Origin of the sequence: Micromonospora nigra, assembly GCF_900091585.1 — a bacterium.
Lineage (GTDB): Bacteria > Actinomycetota > Actinomycetes > Mycobacteriales > Micromonosporaceae > Micromonospora > Micromonospora nigra.
This window is the reverse complement of record NZ_FMHT01000003.1, coordinates 170,994-189,086: the sequence shown is the minus strand read 5'-3', so window position 1 is coordinate 189,086 and position 18,093 is coordinate 170,994. Positions and strand designations below refer to the sequence as shown.

The window sequence follows — 18,093 nt, the reverse complement described above, 5'->3', positions numbered from 1 at the left end:
GGATCGACCGGCACGGCCGACACCGTCCCCGGATGCCGGTCGGCGGCGGAACCACCACCCGCGCTACGGTCTTGGCAGCGAACAGGGGTGGACACAACCGGCCACCGTGCCGGACGGATTGGATGTCCTCACCGGAGCGACGCACCAGCGCGGATCCGGTTGCAGGGAGTCTGGCACCGGCCCCGATGCGCGACAACGGGCACGAGACCCCACGGTTTCCACTCCGAAAGTGCGGTGCCAGAGGGCCGTTAGGGGTTGCGCCGCGCGCCGTCAGGGGTGTTCACGCCGGCCCATACGTCTATGTGTGTCGTCTGTGCGGCCAGGGTGTGTCAATCAACTGGACCACAGATGGCGGACGTTCCTGTGGGTGGTTCCACCAGGTCGGCGGGTGTGCTGTACGACCGGGTGCCCCGAGTGGGCGAGGCGCAGCCGTCGGCACCCGGGGCACCCGGTCGAGCGAGACACCGCCGGCGGGATTCGCGCGCGCAGCGTCGCGCGGGCACGAGGTGGACGCCGAACTAGGGGGTGAGCCGCAGCCTGGCGGCCAACTCGCTGCGCGAGTGTACGTCCAACTTGCGATAGATGCGGGTCAGTCGCTGTTCGATGGCGCTGACCGTGAGGAACATCTTTTCGGCGATCTCCCGGTTGGTGTGGCCCTGCGCGGCGAGCGTGGCCACCCGGGACTCGGCGTCGCTGAGCCCCGTCACCAGAACCATCGTCTCGTCGGTCGCCTCGACGGAGCTGTCCCGGGGGCCGGGGGCGGCGGGCCGCAGCGCGGGCACGCTGCACTGCTCGGCGAGCGTACGGGCGGCCCGCGAGGCGTTGCGTGCCTGCCGCAGGTCGCCGGCCTGCTGGTACGCCTGACCGAGGTCGGTGAGGGCGCGCGCCAGTTCCATCCGGTCGCCGCACTGCCGCAGCAACCGGACGGCGCCGCGCAGGTGCCGGATCCGTTCCGGGCCCTCCTGCGTCGAGGCCAGCACCCGTAGGGCCGCACCCCGGCAGCGTGCGTGCATCGGACGCAGCAGTTCCAACTGTTCCCGGATCAGCTTCTCCGCCTGCTGCCGGCGCCCCATCAGCAGCAGTGCCCGGGCTGCCTCGGTGCGCCACGGCACGAGGGCGGGCAGGTCCAGCCGCCACGCCGTCATGAGCTGCCCGCAGAGCTGGAAGTCGGCCAACGCGCCGTCCGGGTTGCCGGAGGCCAGCGCGTACCCCCCACGGGCGTGCAGGTAGAGCAGGCCGAAGGGGGTCTCGAACAGCGCGGCGGGCACGGCCGTACGCAGACACTGCGCCGCGTCGTCCCACTCGTGCAGGCCGGTCAGCGCCATCAGGCGCACGGAGAGCGGGATGCCGATGAAGACACCCCAGCCCTTGGGCGTGAGCCGGTTCAACGCCTCCTCGGCGAGATCCCGGGCGTGGGGCAGGTCGCCGCGTCGGGCCGCCACGGCCGCCGCCAGGGCACGGACCACCGCGCTCGGGGTGGGGTGTCGACGGTCGGCGGCGGTGTCCGTCAACCGGTGGCACCACTCTTCGGCGAGGTCCAGCCGGTCGGCGTAGATCAGCGCGACGACGACGCAGACGGCCGTCCAGATGCTGGCCTCGTCGTCCAGCCTGAGGGTGGTGAGGACCCGTTCGGCGTCCTCGACCACGGCGGCGTCACCGCGTTCGAGCACGGAGCCCAGCATGGTGATCCCCTGCAGGCGTCGCTTGACCCGGGCCAGGGTCAGCGGGTCGCGGACGGGCAACGGTCCCCGGTCGGTGTAGGCCGCGACCGCGGGGTAGAGGGTGGTCATCCAACCCCGGGTGACGAGCAGTTCCGCCGCGGAGCGCGGGTCCACGCCGTCCGCCCGGTCGTCGAGGTGGCGGATGAGTTCCCGCGCCCTGTCGACCTGACCGTGCCACAGCAGGTACTGGATCGGCCCCGCGGCCTGGCGGCTGCCCAGGTGCCCGGCGCGCACGGCGGTGGCGACTCCCACCAGGTGGGGGACGGCGGCCTGCGGGTCCACGCGCCACTCGGCGCTGGCGAGGGCGCTGCGGATCCGGGCCCGCAGGCACTCGTCCGCGCAGTCCCGGTTGGCCCGGCGCAGGAAGCGGCGTGCGGTTTCCACCTCGCCGTCGAGCATGAGCTGTTCGCCGGCGTCGAGGAGGGTCTGGGCCATCCAGGGTTCGTTCAGGTGGTCGGTGCCGACCAGGTGTGGGGCGATCCGCGTCGGCGGCGCACTGTCGGCGTGCAGCAGGATGGCGGCGGCACGGTGCAGCCGGGCGCGTTCCTCGGTGGTCATGCCGTCGAGCACGGCCTGCCCGACCGCCGGGTGGCGCAGCCCGCCGCCGGTGATCAGGCCGGCACTGGTCGACGGATCGACGGCACGCAGGTTCGACTCGGGGCGCAGTCCGACGAGGTGGGGAATCAGGGGGCCGTGCAGCGGCTCCTCGGCCACGGCGAGGGCCCGGGCGGTGGTGAGCACCAGGTGGTCGCAGCGGTAGAGGCAGCTCAGCACCGCCTCGCGGAACGCCTCGCCGGCCACCGGTCGGTCGGTTCGGCCGGTGGCAGCCAGGTGGTCGTCGGCCAGCGCCCGCACCAGCAGGGGGTTGCCGCCGCTGATCCGGTGCGCCTCGTCGGCGATGGTCCGGGCCACCGGCACGCCGACCCGGTCGGCCAGGATCCGGTACGTCCCGGTGGGGGAGAGCAGGGGAAGCCGGACGCGGCGCAGCCGGGCGGGCTGCATCAGCTCGGCGTAGGCGGTGGGGTGCCAGGGGCGGGTGCGGGGCGACTCGGTGAGGACGATCAGCACCGCCAGACCGGCCACCCGGCGGGCCGCGTAGTCCAGGCAGCGCAGGGACGGCACGTCGGCGTGGTGCACGTCGTCGACCGTGACCACGAGTTGCCCCCGGGCGGCCAGCTCCAGCAACTCCCCGCCGATCGCGGCGGTGACCGAGGCGCACCGTTCCTCGTCGTCGTCGGCCTCGATCCAGGCCAGGGCACCCCGGTCGATCAGCCTGCCGACCCGGTCGCGGGTGGCGTCGGTGAGCGGGGCGGTGCGAACGAGCTGGCGGACGACCTCCAGCGGCACCGTGCGCTCGGCTCGCGAGGCACTCGCGGACAGCACGGCGACACCGGCCTCGGCCGCGCGTCGGACGAAGGCCTGAAGCAGCGTGGTCTTGCCGACGCCGACGGGCCCCGAGACCACCGTGATCGGTGCGGTGGTGGCGGGTCCACCGGGGCGCAACAGGTCGTCGAGGCGGCCGGTGAGGACGTCGAGGTGCTCGTCGCGTTCGCTCAGCGTCATCGGCGTGATCCCGCCACACACGCGGTCACCGTGGCCGTCCGGCGGTGTGTCCGCCCGGCCCGTGCCCGCCGCCCGACGAAGTCAGCGCCCCCAAATCCTCGACCGCTCCTTGCATTCGTGAATATCGGCAGCGATGGTACGCCGCGCGGATTTCATCGACCAGCGTGCCTGGTCCGTGGCCTCGACATCGTCCTGCCGCATGCTAATGCGGCAATTCGACGAGCTGCCCCGGACACATCCCCGCTATCGATCACCATGCATCGTGGGAGTATGTCAGTCCGGCAAATGTGCGGCAAGTCGAGGTTTGTAAAGGATAGGCAAACATCGGTTTGGCTCGGTCGGGCCCGGCGTGCGGGTCGGTATGGACAGTTGCGCTGACAATTCGGAGCGTGACGCCGATCGACCCGGCGGCCGCCCCCCGGCCCGCCGGCTTGCGGCTCAGCGGGCCCGCAGGATCCCCCCGCTGTCGGAGCGTGAGCATGATATTGACGGAGGGTTCTGGTTGTGGCTCGCGCCGTTCGGCTGCGGATTCGCGTTCCCGAATCCCGGCCCGCGTAGCCGCGGGGTGGGAAGTCCCCCGTTTTGCACCATCGCCCCGCTTGCCCGTTTCGGGCGTCTGGGTGAGGTTTCGTGTAACTTGCCGTTAAAGAAGGGCTATGATGGCCTGCGGCGTGGACGAAACTGCTGAGGGCTGCCGATCAGTCAATCATTGCGCCGGTCTCCGACGCGATTCGCAAGCCCGCCGGTGCAATTCACGACCGTATTCACGGAATCGCGCCGGATCCCGCTCCGGTTTCCGCCGCGCCCTGTCGCCGCCCTGCCGGGCCGCTGACCACCACGTCTCGCCGCCGCCGGGGCGCGGGCCCGACTCCGGACGCTCCTACCTGGCCGGACAGGTCCCCACCACCCCGCAGTCGCGGTGCCCGGATGCGGCTAGGGGTTGTGTCAGTCCTTAGTGCCGCCTAATTTCGGGGCAACCTCGCCGAGGGCGGGGCCATGCGATATGGGACTGTGCGCATCAGTGACTTGACGGGGTTCGGTGGCGTGATGTTCACCTTCCCGCACGAACTCGTCGAAGTCCTCGACAAGGGGCAGGTCGGATGACACTGCTGCCGGCGCTCCGGGGGGCCGGAGCCGACCGGGCCGACGCGCTCCGCGTCTCTGGCAGCATCATGTCCAGTGAGGATCTGCTGGGCTGCGTCAATGCGGTCGCCGACCGGATCCGGGGCGCCCGGGCCGCCGCGGTCGAGGCGAGACCGAGCATGGAGGCGGTGGTCGGCATGGTGGGCGCCGTCCAGGCCGGCGTGCCACTGGTGCCGCTGCCACCGCAGGCGGACCCGCGAGAGCGTTCCCGCATCCTGCGGGAGGCCGGCGCGTCGGTGCTGCTCGGTGGCGAACCCACCGGGTCGTACGCCCTGCCCGTCATCCCGGTCGACCTGCGCCAGCGGTCCTGGACTCCGCAGCCGGAACCGCAGCCGGGCACGGACGCCGTCGTGCTCTACACCGGCGGCGCCCACGGACCCTCGCGTGGGGTACGCATCTCCCGGCGGGCGATCGCCGCCGACCTCGACCTGCTCGCCGACGCCTGGCGGTGGAACCGTGAGGACGTCCTCGTCCAGGGTGCCCCCCTGTTCCGGGCGTACGGGCTCGTCGTCGGACTGCTCGGGGCGTTGCGGGTGGGTAGCCGCTTCGTACACCTCGACCGGCACGCCGTCGCCGGCCCGGTCGGCTCGATCTACCTGGCCGTGCCCGGCCAGTGGGCCCGGATCGCCCAGCGTCCCTGGGCCCGCGACCTGTCCGCGGCACGGATCCTGGTCTCCGGCGACGCACCGCTGGCACCGGAGGTCACCGAACGCCTACGGCTGCTGACCACCCACTCGCTCGTACAGGGGTACGGCACCACCGAGACCCTCGTCGCGGTCACCGGCCGGGCTGACGCGCGCGGCGGGCCCGGGGTCACCGGCACGCCCCTGCCCGGCGTGCAGACCCGGGTCCTCGACCCGGACGGACGGCCGGTGCCCGCCGACGGTGAGTCCGTCGGCGAGCTGAGCATCCGTGGGCCGACGCTGTTCAGCAGCTACGTCGACGCCTCCGGCCCCGCCGCCGACGGGTGGCACGCCACCGGCGACCTCGCCACCGTCACCGCCGACGGGGCACACCGGATCATCGGTCGGCCAGCGGCCGACGTGGTGCGCTGCCAGGGCCGTCTGGTGCACGCCAGCCAGGTCGAGGACGTGCTGCGGGCCCATCCCGACGTCCGCGACGCCGCCGTGGTGGGCGTCCCGCACCCGGACCTCGGCGAGCAGGTCATCGCCTATGTGGTGACCGCGGCGAAGGTCACCACGCAGCGGCTCGTCGACCATGTGGGACGGATCCTCTCGGCCGGGCACCGGCCCCGCCGCGTGCACTTCGTCGACGAACTGCCCCGCAGCGCGCAGGGGCGGGTCAGAAAGGCCGCGCTCGTCGCGGCCGGGTGAGCCACCGTCGCGGGGCCGCCCCACACCCCGTACCCGACCCCTATCGGCCCCGCCACCCCCGGCCCGGCGGTGGCGGGCGGCCTAACATCGACCGGTGTGATCGAGCGCATCCTTCCCCCGGCCGTGACCGCGGTCGAGTCGTACACCGACCCCGACGGCCTACGCCTGTTCCCCGAGGAGGAGGCGCTGCTCGCGAACTCCGTGGCGAAGCGCCGCCGCGAGTTCACCACCGTGCGCGACTGCGCCCGCCGGGCGCTGCAACAGCTGGGACTGCCCCCGACGCCGATCCTGCCCGGCGAGCGGGGCGCACCCGGCTGGCCGGCCGGAGTGGTCGGCAGCATGACGCACTGCGACGGCTACCGGGGCGCGGTCGTCGCCCGAGCGACTCAGGTCGCCACCGTCGGGGTGGACGCCGAGCCGCACGCGCCGCTGCCCGACGGGGTGCTCGACGCGATCGCGCTGCCCGCCGAGCGGGCCCGTACCGCCACCCTGGTCGCCGCCCACCCCACGGTCTGCTGGGACCGCCTGCTGTTCAGCGCCAAGGAGTCGGTGTACAAGGCGTGGTTCCCGCTCACCCGTCGGTGGCTGGACTTCGCCGAGGCGGACATCACCGTCGACCCGGCCGGCAGCTTCGCCGCCCGGCTGCTCGTCCCCGGCCCCGTGCTCGGCGGGGTGCCGGTGGGAACCTTCCAGGGCCGCTTCCTGGTCGACCGGGGCCTCGTCCTCACCGCCATCGCCGTCGCGGCCCCCTGACCGGCTGCCGTGCCCGGCCGCTGGCCGGCTGCCGTCCCCGGCCGGCTGCCGTGCCCGGCGACCCGGCCGGCAGCCGTCCGCCGGCGGTGTCAGTCCGTCACGAGGCGGGACTTCTGCACCTTGCCCAGCGCGTTGCGGGGCAGCGCGTCGACCAGCCGCACCTGCCGGGGACGCTTGTGCGCCGACAACTGCCGGGCCACGAAGTCGATCAGTTCCGACTCCCGCACACCGTCGCCCACCACGTACGCCGTCACCTGCTGGCCGAGGTCCGGGTGCGGGACGCCCACCACGGCGGCCTCCCGCACGCCCGGGTACGCCAGCAGCGCGTCCTCCACCTCGCCGGCACCGATCCGGTACCCGCCGCTCTTGATCAGGTCGGTGGCCGCGCGGCCGACGATCCGGTGCCAGCCGTCCGGATCGATCGTGGCCACGTCGCCGGTGCGGAACCACCCGTCCGGCGTACGGCTGGCCGCGTCGGCCTCCGGCCGGTGCAGGTACCCGTCGAACAGGGTGGGGCCGCACACCTGCAACTCGCCCATCGTGGTCCCGTCGGCGGGCAGCGGCCCGCCCTGCTCGTCGACCAGCCGGGTCCGTACCCCGGGCAACGGCAGCCCCACCGTGCCGGGCCGGCGTGGCCGGTCCGCGCGGGCACTGACCGTGATCAGCGTCTCGGTCATGCCGTACCGCTCCACGACGCGGTGGCCGGTGAGCGCGGCGAGGTCGGCGAAGACCCCCGCGGGGAGGGCGGCGCTGCCCGAGACCAGCAGCCGGGCCGACCGCAGCGCCCGGGCCGCGTCCGGGTCGGCGGCGACCCGGGACCACACCGTCGGGACGCCGAAGTAGAGCGAGCCCGCCGCCTGCGCGTACCGCTGCGGCTTCGGCCGCCCGACGTGATGCAGCCGGCCGCCCAGCCGTGCCGGGCCGAGCACGCCGAGCACCAGCCCGTGCACGTGGAACAGGGGCAACCCGTGTACCAGCTGGTCCTCCGGCGTCCAGTCCCAGGCGTCGGCGAGCCCGTCCAGGCAGGCGGCGACGGCCCGGCGGGACAGCACCGCACCCTTCGGCGCCCCGGTGGTGCCGCTGGTGTAGAGGATCAGCGCGGTGCCGGCCGGGTCGGGCTCCGGGTGGACGGTGTCCGCGCGCCGGCTGAGGTCCACCGGGACGCTCGGTAGCGCCTCGCCGCCGCCCCGGGGAGCGTCCCGTGCCGGCACGAGCAGGGCCTCGGCGGCCGAGTCGCGCAGGATGTGGTCGCGTTCCATCGGCCCGGCGTCCGGCGGCACCGGCACGACCGTCGTACCGGCCAGCAACGCCCCGACGACACCGACCACCGTCTCCAGGTCCGTGGTGGCCTCGACGGCCACCCGGTCGAGACCGCGCAGGTCGTCGGCGACGGCCGTGGCGAGCCGACGCAGCTCCACCCAGGACACCGCCCGGTCGTCGACCCGGACCGCGTCCGGCCGCTCGTCGGTGGACTCGGACAGCCAGTGCAGCAGCCGCACGTGCACACCTCTCTCGCCGTCCGGGCCGCCGGCCCGCCTCCGGGACGGATCGGTCGGTGCTCCGGTAGGGTCGGTGAACGGTCCCGGCGCTGCGCGCCGGCCGTTTCGACCGTAGTCGTGACATCCCGGCGCGGCCACCCCTACGGCCCGGCCGGTGGCGCGGGCCAGCGCGGAGGAGGTGGCGCCGGTGTCCGGGGAGACGCCACCCCGAACGGTCCCCGTCGAGGTCCGGGCCGTCGTGTTCGACCTCGACGGCGTGCTGGTCGACAGCCTCGCCGTGGCCCGGGAGGCGTTCGCCCTGGCCTACGCCGAAGTCGTCGGCGACGGCGTCGCCCCGGTCGACGAGTACTGCCGCCACGCCGGCCGCTACCTGCCTGAGGTGTTGCTCGCGATGGGCCTGCCGGCGGCGATGGCGGAGCCGTTCGTACGGGAGAGCAACCGCCTGGCGCACCGGGTCGTGGCGCTGCCCGGCGCGGCGGAACTGCTCGGCGAGCTGCGTCGCCGGGGCGTGGGGGTGGCGGTGGCGACGGGCCGCAGTGGCGTGCGTGCCCGGCACCTGCTGGACGTGGTGGGCCTGCGTCCGCTCGTGGACCACGTGGTCGGCTCGGACGAGGTGCCCCGCCCCAAACCGGCCCCGGACATCGTCCGGCGGGCGGTGGAACTGCTCGAGGTGCCGTGCGCCGCCGCGCTGATGGTCGGCGACGCCCCGGCCGACCTGGCCGCCGCCCGGGCAGCGGGAGTGCTCGCCGTGGCGGCGCTGTGGGGGGAGTCCGCGGCGGAGGTGCTGCGGGCGGCCGGCCCGGACGTCGTCCTGACCCGGCTCGACGAGGTGTTGCCCCTGTGCGACCGGCGGTGACCCCGACACCCAGGGTCACGGTCCGACACCCCTGCCGCGCCCGCTGTTCTCCGACCGCCACCCCGATTCATCGGCTGAAGGGTTGAACCGGGCCTCGGTTGCCCGGATGATTGCGGGCGTCGACCAGCCCCGTGCGCGTCGACCCTTCCCCGCGCCCACTCACGCCGCGACACCCCGAGGGTCCGCCCTCACAACGGGCACGCGCACGTCACGGAGGCCCACCACCCATGCCGGTCATCGAAGTCGAGCACCTGCACAAGCGGTACGGCGACAAGATCGCGGTCGACGACGTCTCGTTCACAGTGGAGCAGGGCGAGATCTTCGGCGTGCTCGGCCCGAACGGAGCGGGAAAGACCACCACCGTCGAGTGTGTGCAGGGCCTGCGCCGCGCCGACGGGGGCACGGTCCGGGTGCTCGGTCTCGACCCGGTGCGCGACCGCGCCGAGGTGCGGCACCGGGTGGGGGCCCAGTTGCAGGAGAGCCAACTGCCGGACAAGCTGCGGGTCCGCGAGGCGCTCGACCTGTACCGGTCCTTCTACCGCAACCGGGCCGACATCGACGCCCTGCTGACGGATCTCGGCCTGGCCGAGCAGCGGAACACGGCGTTCCACAAGCTGTCCGGTGGGCAGAAGCAGCGGCTGTCGGTGGCGCTCGCCCTGGTCGGCCGGCCGGAGATCGCCATACTCGACGAGTTGACCACCGGCCTGGATCCGCAGGGCCGGCGCGACACCTGGGACCTGGTCGACTCCATCCGCGACCGGGGGGTGACGGTCGTGCTGGTCACCCACTTCATGGAGGAGGCCGAACGGCTCTGCGACCGGCTCGCCGTCATCGACGCCGGCCGGGTGGTGGCCATCGATACCCCGGCCGGCCTGCTCGCCCGGGTCGGCTCCGAGCACCGGGTGCACTTCCGGGCGCTGGACCCGCTGGACGACGAGGTGCTCACCGCCCTGCCCGAGGTGACCTCCGTACGCCGCAGCGGCGACGAGGTCACCGTCACCGGTCCGGAGGAGGTCCTCCAGGCGGTGCTGGGCGTGCTGGCGGAACGGAAGATCCGCTACGGGGGCCTGCGCGTCGACCAGCCCACCCTGGACGACGCCTTCGTCTCCCTGACCGGCCGCGGTGCCCGCGCCACCACCCTGCCGACCGACGAGAGGTCCTCGTGAACGCCCTGTCCAAGCTCGTGGCCGTCGAGGCCAAGCTGTTCCTGCGCGAGCCGGTGTCGCTGTTCTTCGTCTTCGCCCTGCCGTTGGGCCTGATGCTCGTCTTCGGGCTGCCCCAGCGCGGCAGCACGGCTGGCGACGACGGCGGCCAGCACGCCGAGCTGACCTTCCTGCCGTCCCTGGCGCTGAGCCTCACCATCGGGATGCTCGCCCTGTTCACCCTCCCGATGGCACTGGGCATCTACCGCGAGCGGCGCGTGTTGCGGCGGCTCGCCACCACCCCGGTCAGTCCCGCGCTGCTGCTCATCGCGCAGGTCGTGGTCAATCTGGTGATGGCGGTGGTGGGCGTGGTGGTCACCGCGATGGGGGTGCGGTTCCTGCTCGATCAGCCGGCCCCGGCGAACGTGCCGGCCTTCGCGCTGGCCTTCCTGCTCGGGGTCGCCTGCCTGTTCGCCATCGGGCTGCTCATCGGCGCGCTCGCCCCGTCGGCACGGTCCGCGCAGTCCATCGGCCCGACCCTGTTCTTCCCGCTGCTGTTCCTCGCCGGCGCCTGGCTGCCCCGCGACCAGATGCCGGCGGTGCTGGCCCGCATCGGTGACTACTCGCCGCTCGGGGCCACCGTGGACACTCTCGCCGCCGCGTGGGCCGGGCAGAGCCCAGCGCTGCCGCAGTTGCTGGCCCTGGCCGTCACCGCCGTGCTCGGCAGTGTCCTGGCCGCCCGCTTCTTCCGCTGGGAGTGAGCCGCCGACCCGTCAGCGGGCCGTATCGCACCCGCCCCGCCTGCTAGGGGGTGGTCAGGGGTACGGGCAATGTGTGACCTGGATTACGTTCGACGGGAACGAAAGGTCGTCACCGGTGGCGGGACAACGACACTCCCGTCCTTTCGAATTCCGGCTGCGGAAACGGCGGTGTCGCCCTTCTCGGCAATTCCGCGTCGCCCTCGGCGACGGCGCACGGCGAGGCGGAACGACGAGCGACGGAGGTCGTGCGATGACACTTTCTTCCGATTCCGCGCCCACTGTCCCAACAGCGGACCCGGTCGTCGACGGCGACGACCGGACCAACCGGACGGGACGGGCCCCGACGATCGACACCGAGGCCGCCGGCATCGTCGAGGCGGTGCTGGAGGGCGGGCCGGCGAACCTGCCGGTCGACCTGCGCAGCCACCTGGTGACGCCGACGTCCGACAAGATCAAGGTGCACCACTACGGCGGGTACGAGCACTTCGAGCGGGACGCCACGACGGGGGACGTCACCCCGGTGGTCTTCCGCTGGACCGGGCGTACCCGGATCGCCGAGTAGCGGGAGGTGCGGACTCCGATGACGACCCCGGGCGTACGCTCCGGCCCACATCTGGCGGTCAGCGACACCGCTGCGGTCATCGCGTTCTACACCGACGTCTTCGATGCGGTCCCGCTCGCGCGGGAGTGCCTGCCCGACGGGCGGGTCCTGCAGGCGGAACTGGCCGTGGGCGGGCACCGGCTCACCGTCAGCGAGTGGCACGAGCCCGACGGGCCGCCGGTCGACGGCCCGGTGCTGCTCACCGTCGCTCCCGCCGATCCGCGGCTGCTGCTGCGGCGGGCGCTGGCCGCCGGCGCGACACTCGAACCGGCGACCGAGGGGGGGTCGGACGCGGTCTTCCTCGATCCGGCCGGGCAGCGGTGGTCGGTCACCGGAGCAGGCGACCCGGCCTGACGGCGAGGACCCCGACGACCGGGCCCGGCCGCTCCCGCCCTGCCGGCGGGGGCGACCGGGCCCGGTTCCGCGGGAGGCGACCCCCGCGCCCGGCCGCCCGGGGAAGGGAAGCGGACCGGGCGGGGGACGCGGTCAGGCGGATGTCGGCACGGACACGTCGACGGTCACCGCCGCGCGGTGGGGGTGAGGCCGCCGCTGTGCCGGCGGTGCCGCCAGTACAGGTCCCGTCGGGCGCCCTTGGGAAAGCCGGGCTGCCAGGGCTTGACCGGCCCGGCGGGGTGGATGACCGCGGAGTCGGACAGCTTCCCGCCGAACTCCGGCTCCAGCCGCCACGCCATCAGGTCGTTCCACTGCCGGGGCAGACGCAGCCAGTTGCCGTACACGGCGTAGTTCAGGGCGTCCTGGTCGGGGTAGCGGGACTCGTGCGCGTGCCGGGCGAGGTACGCCAGCGACGTCTCGGTGACCTCGCACTCCTTCCACCGCGCGGTGTCGATGAGCAGCACCCCGGAGTTGAAGTAGTTCGCCCGCGGGTCCAGGTTCTGGTAGGTGGCCAGGCCCGGGATGCCGCCCATGTCGTACAGCCGCCGGTTGAACGGGTCGCGGACGGCGCCCAACGGCACCCCACCCATGTCGAGTTCGAACAGCGGCACGAGGGTGCTGGTGCACATGGTGTCGCAGTCGAGGTAGAGCACCCGTTCCACCTCGGCGGGGAGCGCGGCGGGCACCAGCAGGCGCAGGTACATCGCCGCCGACAGGTACGACATCACGGGGTCGCTGCCCTTGGGCAGATTGACCGGGGAGGTGTCGACCTGCAGGTACTCCACGGTGGCGTTCGGCCCGGCCGCCTTCGCCAGCGTGGCCCGGGCCGCCGCCTTGACGTCGTCGGCGGCGATCAGCCAGTAACGGATGTCCTCACCGGGATTCGATTCGGCGACGGTCGACATGACGACCGCGGCGTGAGGCGCATAGACGGCGTCGAAGGTCAGGGTGAGGTCCACGGATGCTCTCCTTCGCACAGGTTGAGCGCAGCCCAGCGAAAATAGCTTGCAAATTGTGATCACAGCAATGCAATTCGCCTATTCGACACCCCGCATTCGATGACCACCCCAGAATCGACCCCTGAATTGTCGTCGGGGACTGGACAGGCGGCGATGGACCGACAGCGGGACGGACGGACAGGTCCGCGGCGCATGGCGGCCAGACCACGAAACGGTGACGGTTGCGTGACGATCCCTCCCGGCCGCGCTCAGGCCCGTTGAGCAGGGGTTTCGGATCTCGGTGGCCGGGTACCGCCGACGGTTGACGGGACGTTGGCGCGAGCAGGGCGGACGAAACGGAAAGCGGTCGGATGTCGACCCGCGTCGACACCGGGCGAGGACTGGGGGGACGGACCACATGCGACTACTCCAGCACCGCTACCGGCTCGACGAACCGGTCGGCCGGGGTGGCATGGCGGTGGTCTGGCGCGGGTTCGACGTACGGCTGCAACGCACGGTCGCCGTGAAGATGCTCGCCGCCGAACTGCTGGACGATCCGGCGGCCCGTGAGCGGCTGCGCGGCGAGGCGCTCGCGGCGGCGAGCCTGGACCACCCGCACATCGCCGGCGTGTACGACTACGGCGAGCAGCGCCACCTCGGCAGGAGACGGGCGCCCTTCCTCGTCCTGGAGTTCGTCGACGGCGAGACCCTCGCCGCCCACCTGCGCCGGTCCACCCGGATGCCCTGGGACGAGGTCGCCCCGCTGGGTGCCGCCGTGGCCGACGCCCTCGCCGCCGCCCACGAGCACGGCCTCGTCCACCGCGATGTCAAACCAGGAAACGTGATGCTCGGCCCCCGTGGGATCAAGGTCGTGGACTTCGGTATCGCGGCCGGGGTCGGCCAGGACCCGGCCGACGAGGCGGGACTGATCTGGGGCACTCCGGCGTACCTGGCGCCGGAGCAGGCGGCCGGTGCCGCCGCGGTGCCGGCCGGTGACGTGTTCGCCCTCGGCCTGGTGCTGGCCGAGTGCCTCACCGGCCAGGGTGCCGCGGAGTTGCGGCACGGTCTGCCCGATGCGGCGATGCCGGCGGAGCTGCCGGCCGAACTGGCCGAGCTGGTGGGGCGTTGCCTGTCAGCGCAGGCGGCGGGCCGGCCGAGCGCTGCCGAGGTGGCGGCCGTCCTACGGGCTGCCGCCGGTGGGGACGTGGCGGTGCGGCCGGCGAGCCCGGTGACCGACCCGACCCCGACCGCCGGGTCGACCCGTCAACTCACCGGTCCGAAGGCACTCGCCCCGACCGCGGGAGCCCGGCCGCGGACCGCCCCGGCCCGAGGTGCCAGGCGCCGCCGCAAGGGGGCGGCCGTCGGTGTACCGGCCGTCCTGCTCGCCGCCGTGCTCGCCGGTCAGTTGCCGGGCCTCACCGCGGTCGACGACGCCGCCGACAGCGACGCGGGGGGCATCGACCCGCAGTTCGGTGGTTGCGCCGCCCGGTACACCGCCCAGTACCTGCCGAACGGCTCCTTCCGCGCCGATCTGACCGTCACCAACACCGGCGGGCAGTGGCTGCGCGACTGGTCCCTGGCGTTCGCGCTGCCTCCGGGCCACCAGGTCGCCGCCACCGACGCCCCCTGGGGCCAGGACCACCGGCGGATGACCCTCACCCCGACCGAGCAGCTCGCACCCGGCGCCACCCTGGCGACGGCGCTGCGGGGCACCGTGGAGGCGGATCAGCTCCGGGCACCGGCCGAGTTCCTCATCAACGGCGTCCCGTGCGATCGGGTGGTCAGCCGGATCGCGTCGCCCGCCGACGGGTCCACTCCACCGCCCACCTCCGCCGCCACGCGCCCCCTGCGGGCGAACCGCTCCGCCGGCGACACGACCACCGGCCGGTCGTCCACCGTCACGGCAGGGTCGTCCACCTCGTCGGAGGACGACGAGTCGTCCCCGCCGGCGTCGCAGCCGGGTGCAGGCACCCCACCGACCACCAGCCCGTCGGCGACCGGGGAACCCCCGGCCACCGCCACTCCCTCGCCCAGCACCGATCCGTCGCCGACGACCGATCCGTCGCCGACGACCGACCCGTCGCCGACGACCGATCCGACGCCGACGACCGATCCGACGCCGACGACCGACCCGACGTCGAGTGCCGATCCGACGCCGAGCAGCGACCCGACGTCGAGTGCCGATCCGTCACCGAGCAGCGATCCGTCGCCGAGCACCGTCTCCGTTCCGCCGCCGCCCGGCGAGGGGTCCACGGCCGGCCCCCGCCCCAGCGCCTCGACGACCGCGGAGCCGTCGGCCACGGCATCGCGCGAGCCGGACGAACCCATGACCGTGTGACCACCGTCGGCGGGGCGTACGGTGCGGCAGCGGCGGTTGCCGGAGCACCCCCACCGCCGGCTCCGGTTCGTCGGAGGGTGACAGCCGTCCGGGTGGCGTGCCATCATACCGACCAGTCGGTATCCCACCGGAAGGGCTCCTGCGATGCCCGGAACGAACGCGACGCGCACCGCTCACCGCACCTGTCCGCTCTGCGAGGCCACCTGCGGCCTGACCCTGACCATCACCGACAACCGGGTGACGCACGCCCGCGGGGACCGTGAGCACGTCTTCAGCCACGGCTTCGTCTGCCCGAAGGGGGCTGCTTTCCCGCAGCTCCTCGCCGACCCCGACCGGCTGCGCCGCCCGCTGTTGCGCATCGACGGCACGTTGCGTGAGGTCGGCTGGGACGAGGCGTTCGCCGCCGTCGAGGCCGGGTTGACCGCCGTCCGGGCGAACGGCCGCGACGCGGTGGCCGTCTACCTCGGCAACCCCAACGTGCACACGATGGCCGGCGGGCTGTATGTGGGCCCGCTCGTCCGGGCGCTCGGCACCCGTAACGTCTTCTCCGCCAGCACCGTCGACCAGATGCCCAAGCACGTCTCGTCGGGCCACCTCTACGGCGACCCGAACGCCATCCCGGTGCCCGACCTCGACCGCACCGACCTGCTCGTCCTGCTCGGTGCCAATCCCTGGGAGTCCAACGGCAGCCTCTGCACCGCGCCCGACTTCCCCGGCCGTCTGCGGGCGTTGCAGGCGCGTGGCGGCCGGTTCCTGGTGGTTGACCCCCGCCGCACCCGCACGGCCGCTGCCGCCGACGAGCACCTGCCGATCCGACCCGGCACGGACGCACTGCTGCTCTTCGCCGTCGTGCACACCCTCTTCGACGAGGACCTCGTTCGGCTGGGCGGGCTCAGGGAGCACGTCACCGGTCTCGACGACGTCCGGAAGCTGGCCGCCGCGTTCGCTCCCGAGCGGGTGACCGACCGGTGCGCGGTGCCCGCGCCGCGCATCCGGCAGCTCGCCCGCGAGCTCGCGACCGCCCCCACGGCCGCCGTCTACGGGCGCATCGGCACGTGCACCGTCGAGTTCGGAACCCTGACCAGTTGGCTGGTCGACGTCGTCAACGTGTTGACGGGCAACCTGGACCGCCCCGGCGGGGCGATGTTCCCCCTCGCCGCCCACCAGCGCACCCGAGCCGCCGGCCCCGGCCCGGGGTTCCGCACCGGCCGCTGGGTCAGCCGGGTGCGGGGCCTGCCCGAGGTCAAGGGTGAGCTGCCGGTAGCCACCCTGGCCGACGAGATCGAGACGCCGGGGGAGGGGCAGGTCCGGGCGTTGATCACCATCGCCGGCAACCCGGTGCTGTCCACCGCGAACAGCCGCCGGCTGGACGCTGCGCTCGCCTCGCTCGACTTCATGGTCAGCGTCGACCCGTACCTGAACGAGACCACCCGGCACGCCGACGTGGTGCTGCCGCCGCCCGGCCCCGCCCACTCGGGACACTACGACTTCGCGCTCCTCACCCTGGCCGTACGCAACGTGGCGACCTACTCGCCGCCCGTGCTGCCACCGGATCCCGACGCCCTCGACGAGTGCGACATCCTCGCCCGGCTCACCCTGACCGCTGCCGGACAGGGCGCCGATGCGGACCCGGCGGTGCTGCACGAGCAGTTGCTCGCCCGGCTGCTCACCGAGGCGGCCGAGGGGCTGGGCCGGTCGGCGGCCGACCTACGGGCCCTGATCGCCGGGGAGCGGCCGGCCGAACGCCTTCTCGACGCGCGGCTGCGGTTCGGCGCGTACGGCGACCAGTTCGGGCAGCGACCGGACGGCCTCTCGCTGATCCGGCTGCTCGACCACCCGCACGGCGTCGACCTGGGGCCGCTGCGACCGCGACTGCCGGAGGTGCTGCGCACCCCGACCGGCACGGTCGAGCTGTGCCCACCGCCGATCGCGGCCGACGTGGCCCGGCTGCGTGCGGCCCGCGACGTTCCGCCGGAGGGTTTCGTCCTCGTCGGCCGCCGGCACCTGCGGTCGAACAACAGTTGGATGCACAACGTGCCGGCGCTGGTCAAGGGCCGCGACCGCTGCACCCTGCAGGTCCATCCCGACGACGCGACGACGCTCGGCCTGGCCACCGGCGACGACGCGCGGGTCTCCTCGCGGGTCGGGTCGCTCGTCGTCGCGGTGGAGGTGACCGCCGACACCATGCCGGGCGTGGTCAGCCTTCCGCACGGGTGGGGCCACGACGTGCCGGGCACCCGCCAGTCGGTGGCCCGCGCCCATGCCGGTGTCAACAGCAACGTGCTCACCGACGAGACGGCTGTCGACCCGCTGTCGGGCAACACCGTGCTCAACGGCATTCCGGTGCGCGTCGAGCCCGCCGCGCCGGCGGCACCTGCGTAGGCTGGCGCACCGGGCCGGCGGGCGGCCCGGGAGGGACGGATGCCGGTGGGTCGGACGGGCGACGGTGAGGCACTGCCGCAGCGACTGCTGACGGTCGCCACCAGACTGTTCGCGGAGAAGGGTTTCGAGAAGACCTCGGTTCAGGAGATCGTGGCGGCGGCCGGGGTCACCAAGGGCGCGATGTACCACTACTTCGCCGCGAAGGACGACCTGCTCCAGGAGATCTACGAGCGGCTGCTGCGCATGCAGCGCGAGCGCCTCGAAGCCATCATGGCCGACCCGCAGCCGGTGGCGCGCCGGTTGCACCTGGCCGCCGCCGACGTGGTGGTCACCGCGATCGCCAACCTCGACGACGCCACGGTGTTCCTCCAGTCGATGCACCTGCTCCCGGTGGACCGCCAACGCGCGGTGCGGGCGGCCCGCCGCGAGTACCACGAACGCTTCCGCTCCCTGGTGGAGGAGGGCCAGCGCGCCGGGACGTTCCGCCCCGACGTGCCGGCCGACCTGGTCGTCGACTACTTCTTCGGTGCCGTGCACCACCTGGGCGCGTGGTTCCGCAGCGACGGCCGGCTCACCCCGGCGCAGGTCGGCACCCACTTCGCGGATCTGCTGCTGTCCTCGCTGCGCCCGGAGCCGGCGCGCTGACCCCGGGGTCGGCGCCCCGGCGGC

At 73.6% G+C, this 18,093-nt stretch carries 13 protein-coding genes; 10 read left to right on the top strand and 3 right to left on the bottom strand.

Annotation, left to right across the window (positions count from 1 at the left end; genetic code table 11):
* Positions 1–518 precede the first annotated feature (518 nt).
* The gene (locus tag GA0070616_RS29090) at positions 519–3,284 is read right to left on the bottom strand and encodes an AAA family ATPase (protein ID WP_091075100.1); all 2,766 of its coding nucleotides are present in this window, start codon (positions 3,282–3,284) and stop codon (positions 519–521) included.
* A 1,100-nt stretch (positions 3,285–4,384) separates the two neighbouring features.
* Between GA0070616_RS29090 and GA0070616_RS01535 the strand changes: the two genes are divergently transcribed.
* The gene (locus GA0070616_RS01535; protein WP_091075099.1) at positions 4,385–5,761 is read left to right on the top strand and encodes an AMP-binding protein; all 1,377 of its coding nucleotides are present in this window, start codon (positions 4,385–4,387) and stop codon (positions 5,759–5,761) included.
* Between the two features lie 96 nt (positions 5,762–5,857).
* Positions 5,858–6,514: a 4'-phosphopantetheinyl transferase family protein gene (locus GA0070616_RS01530; protein WP_091075098.1), complete on the top strand. Its 657-nt coding sequence runs from the start codon at positions 5,858–5,860 to the stop codon at positions 6,512–6,514.
* Positions 6,515–6,603: 89 nt separating this feature from the next.
* Here GA0070616_RS01530 and GA0070616_RS01525 read toward each other — a convergent pair whose 3' ends face one another.
* Positions 6,604–8,013, bottom strand: a complete 1,410-nt coding sequence (locus GA0070616_RS01525; protein ID WP_091075097.1) for an acyl-CoA synthetase — start codon at positions 8,011–8,013, stop codon at positions 6,604–6,606.
* Between the two features lie 187 nt (positions 8,014–8,200).
* Here GA0070616_RS01525 and GA0070616_RS01520 point away from each other — a divergent pair, with 187 nt between their 5' ends.
* The 5 genes from GA0070616_RS01520 (at position 8,201) to GA0070616_RS01500 (ending at position 11,727) form a co-directional block, all read left to right on the top strand.
* The gene (locus GA0070616_RS01520) at positions 8,201–8,869 is read left to right on the top strand and encodes an HAD-IA family hydrolase (RefSeq protein ID WP_091089639.1); all 669 of its coding nucleotides are present in this window, start codon (positions 8,201–8,203) and stop codon (positions 8,867–8,869) included.
* 227 nt (positions 8,870–9,096) lie between these two features.
* Positions 9,097–10,035: an ABC transporter ATP-binding protein gene (locus tag GA0070616_RS01515; protein WP_091075096.1), complete on the top strand. Its 939-nt coding sequence runs from the start codon at positions 9,097–9,099 to the stop codon at positions 10,033–10,035.
* Positions 10,032–10,772, top strand: a complete 741-nt coding sequence (locus GA0070616_RS01510; RefSeq protein ID WP_091075095.1) for an ABC transporter permease — start codon at positions 10,032–10,034, stop codon at positions 10,770–10,772. Before GA0070616_RS01515 ends, GA0070616_RS01510 begins: the two co-directional genes overlap by 4 nt.
* Before the next feature lie 250 nt (positions 10,773–11,022).
* Complete coding sequence (locus GA0070616_RS01505; protein WP_245712609.1) at positions 11,023–11,334, top strand: DUF5988 family protein; 312 nt, start codon at positions 11,023–11,025, stop codon at positions 11,332–11,334.
* 18 nt (positions 11,335–11,352) lie between these two features.
* Positions 11,353–11,727: a VOC family protein gene (locus tag GA0070616_RS01500; RefSeq protein WP_091075094.1), complete on the top strand. Its 375-nt coding sequence runs from the start codon at positions 11,353–11,355 to the stop codon at positions 11,725–11,727.
* Positions 11,728–11,891: 164 nt separating this feature from the next.
* Here the strand turns inward: GA0070616_RS01500 and GA0070616_RS01495 are convergent, their stop codons facing one another.
* Positions 11,892–12,725, bottom strand: coding sequence for a glycosyltransferase family 8 protein (locus GA0070616_RS01495; protein ID WP_175439943.1), 834 nt, complete (start codon positions 12,723–12,725; stop codon positions 11,892–11,894).
* A 397-nt stretch (positions 12,726–13,122) separates the two neighbouring features.
* Here GA0070616_RS01495 and GA0070616_RS01490 point away from each other — a divergent pair, with 397 nt between their 5' ends.
* From GA0070616_RS01490 to GA0070616_RS29085, 3 genes are all read left to right on the top strand, one after another.
* The gene (locus GA0070616_RS01490) at positions 13,123–15,042 is read left to right on the top strand and encodes a serine/threonine-protein kinase (RefSeq protein WP_091075090.1); all 1,920 of its coding nucleotides are present in this window, start codon (positions 13,123–13,125) and stop codon (positions 15,040–15,042) included.
* Between the two features lie 144 nt (positions 15,043–15,186).
* The gene (locus tag GA0070616_RS01485; RefSeq protein ID WP_091075089.1) at positions 15,187–17,424 is read left to right on the top strand and encodes a molybdopterin oxidoreductase family protein; all 2,238 of its coding nucleotides are present in this window, start codon (positions 15,187–15,189) and stop codon (positions 17,422–17,424) included.
* A gap of 39 nt (positions 17,425–17,463) precedes the next feature.
* Positions 17,464–18,069, top strand: a complete 606-nt coding sequence (locus tag GA0070616_RS29085) for a TetR/AcrR family transcriptional regulator (protein ID WP_091075087.1) — start codon at positions 17,464–17,466, stop codon at positions 18,067–18,069.
* The last annotated feature ends 24 nt before the right edge of the window (positions 18,070–18,093 follow it).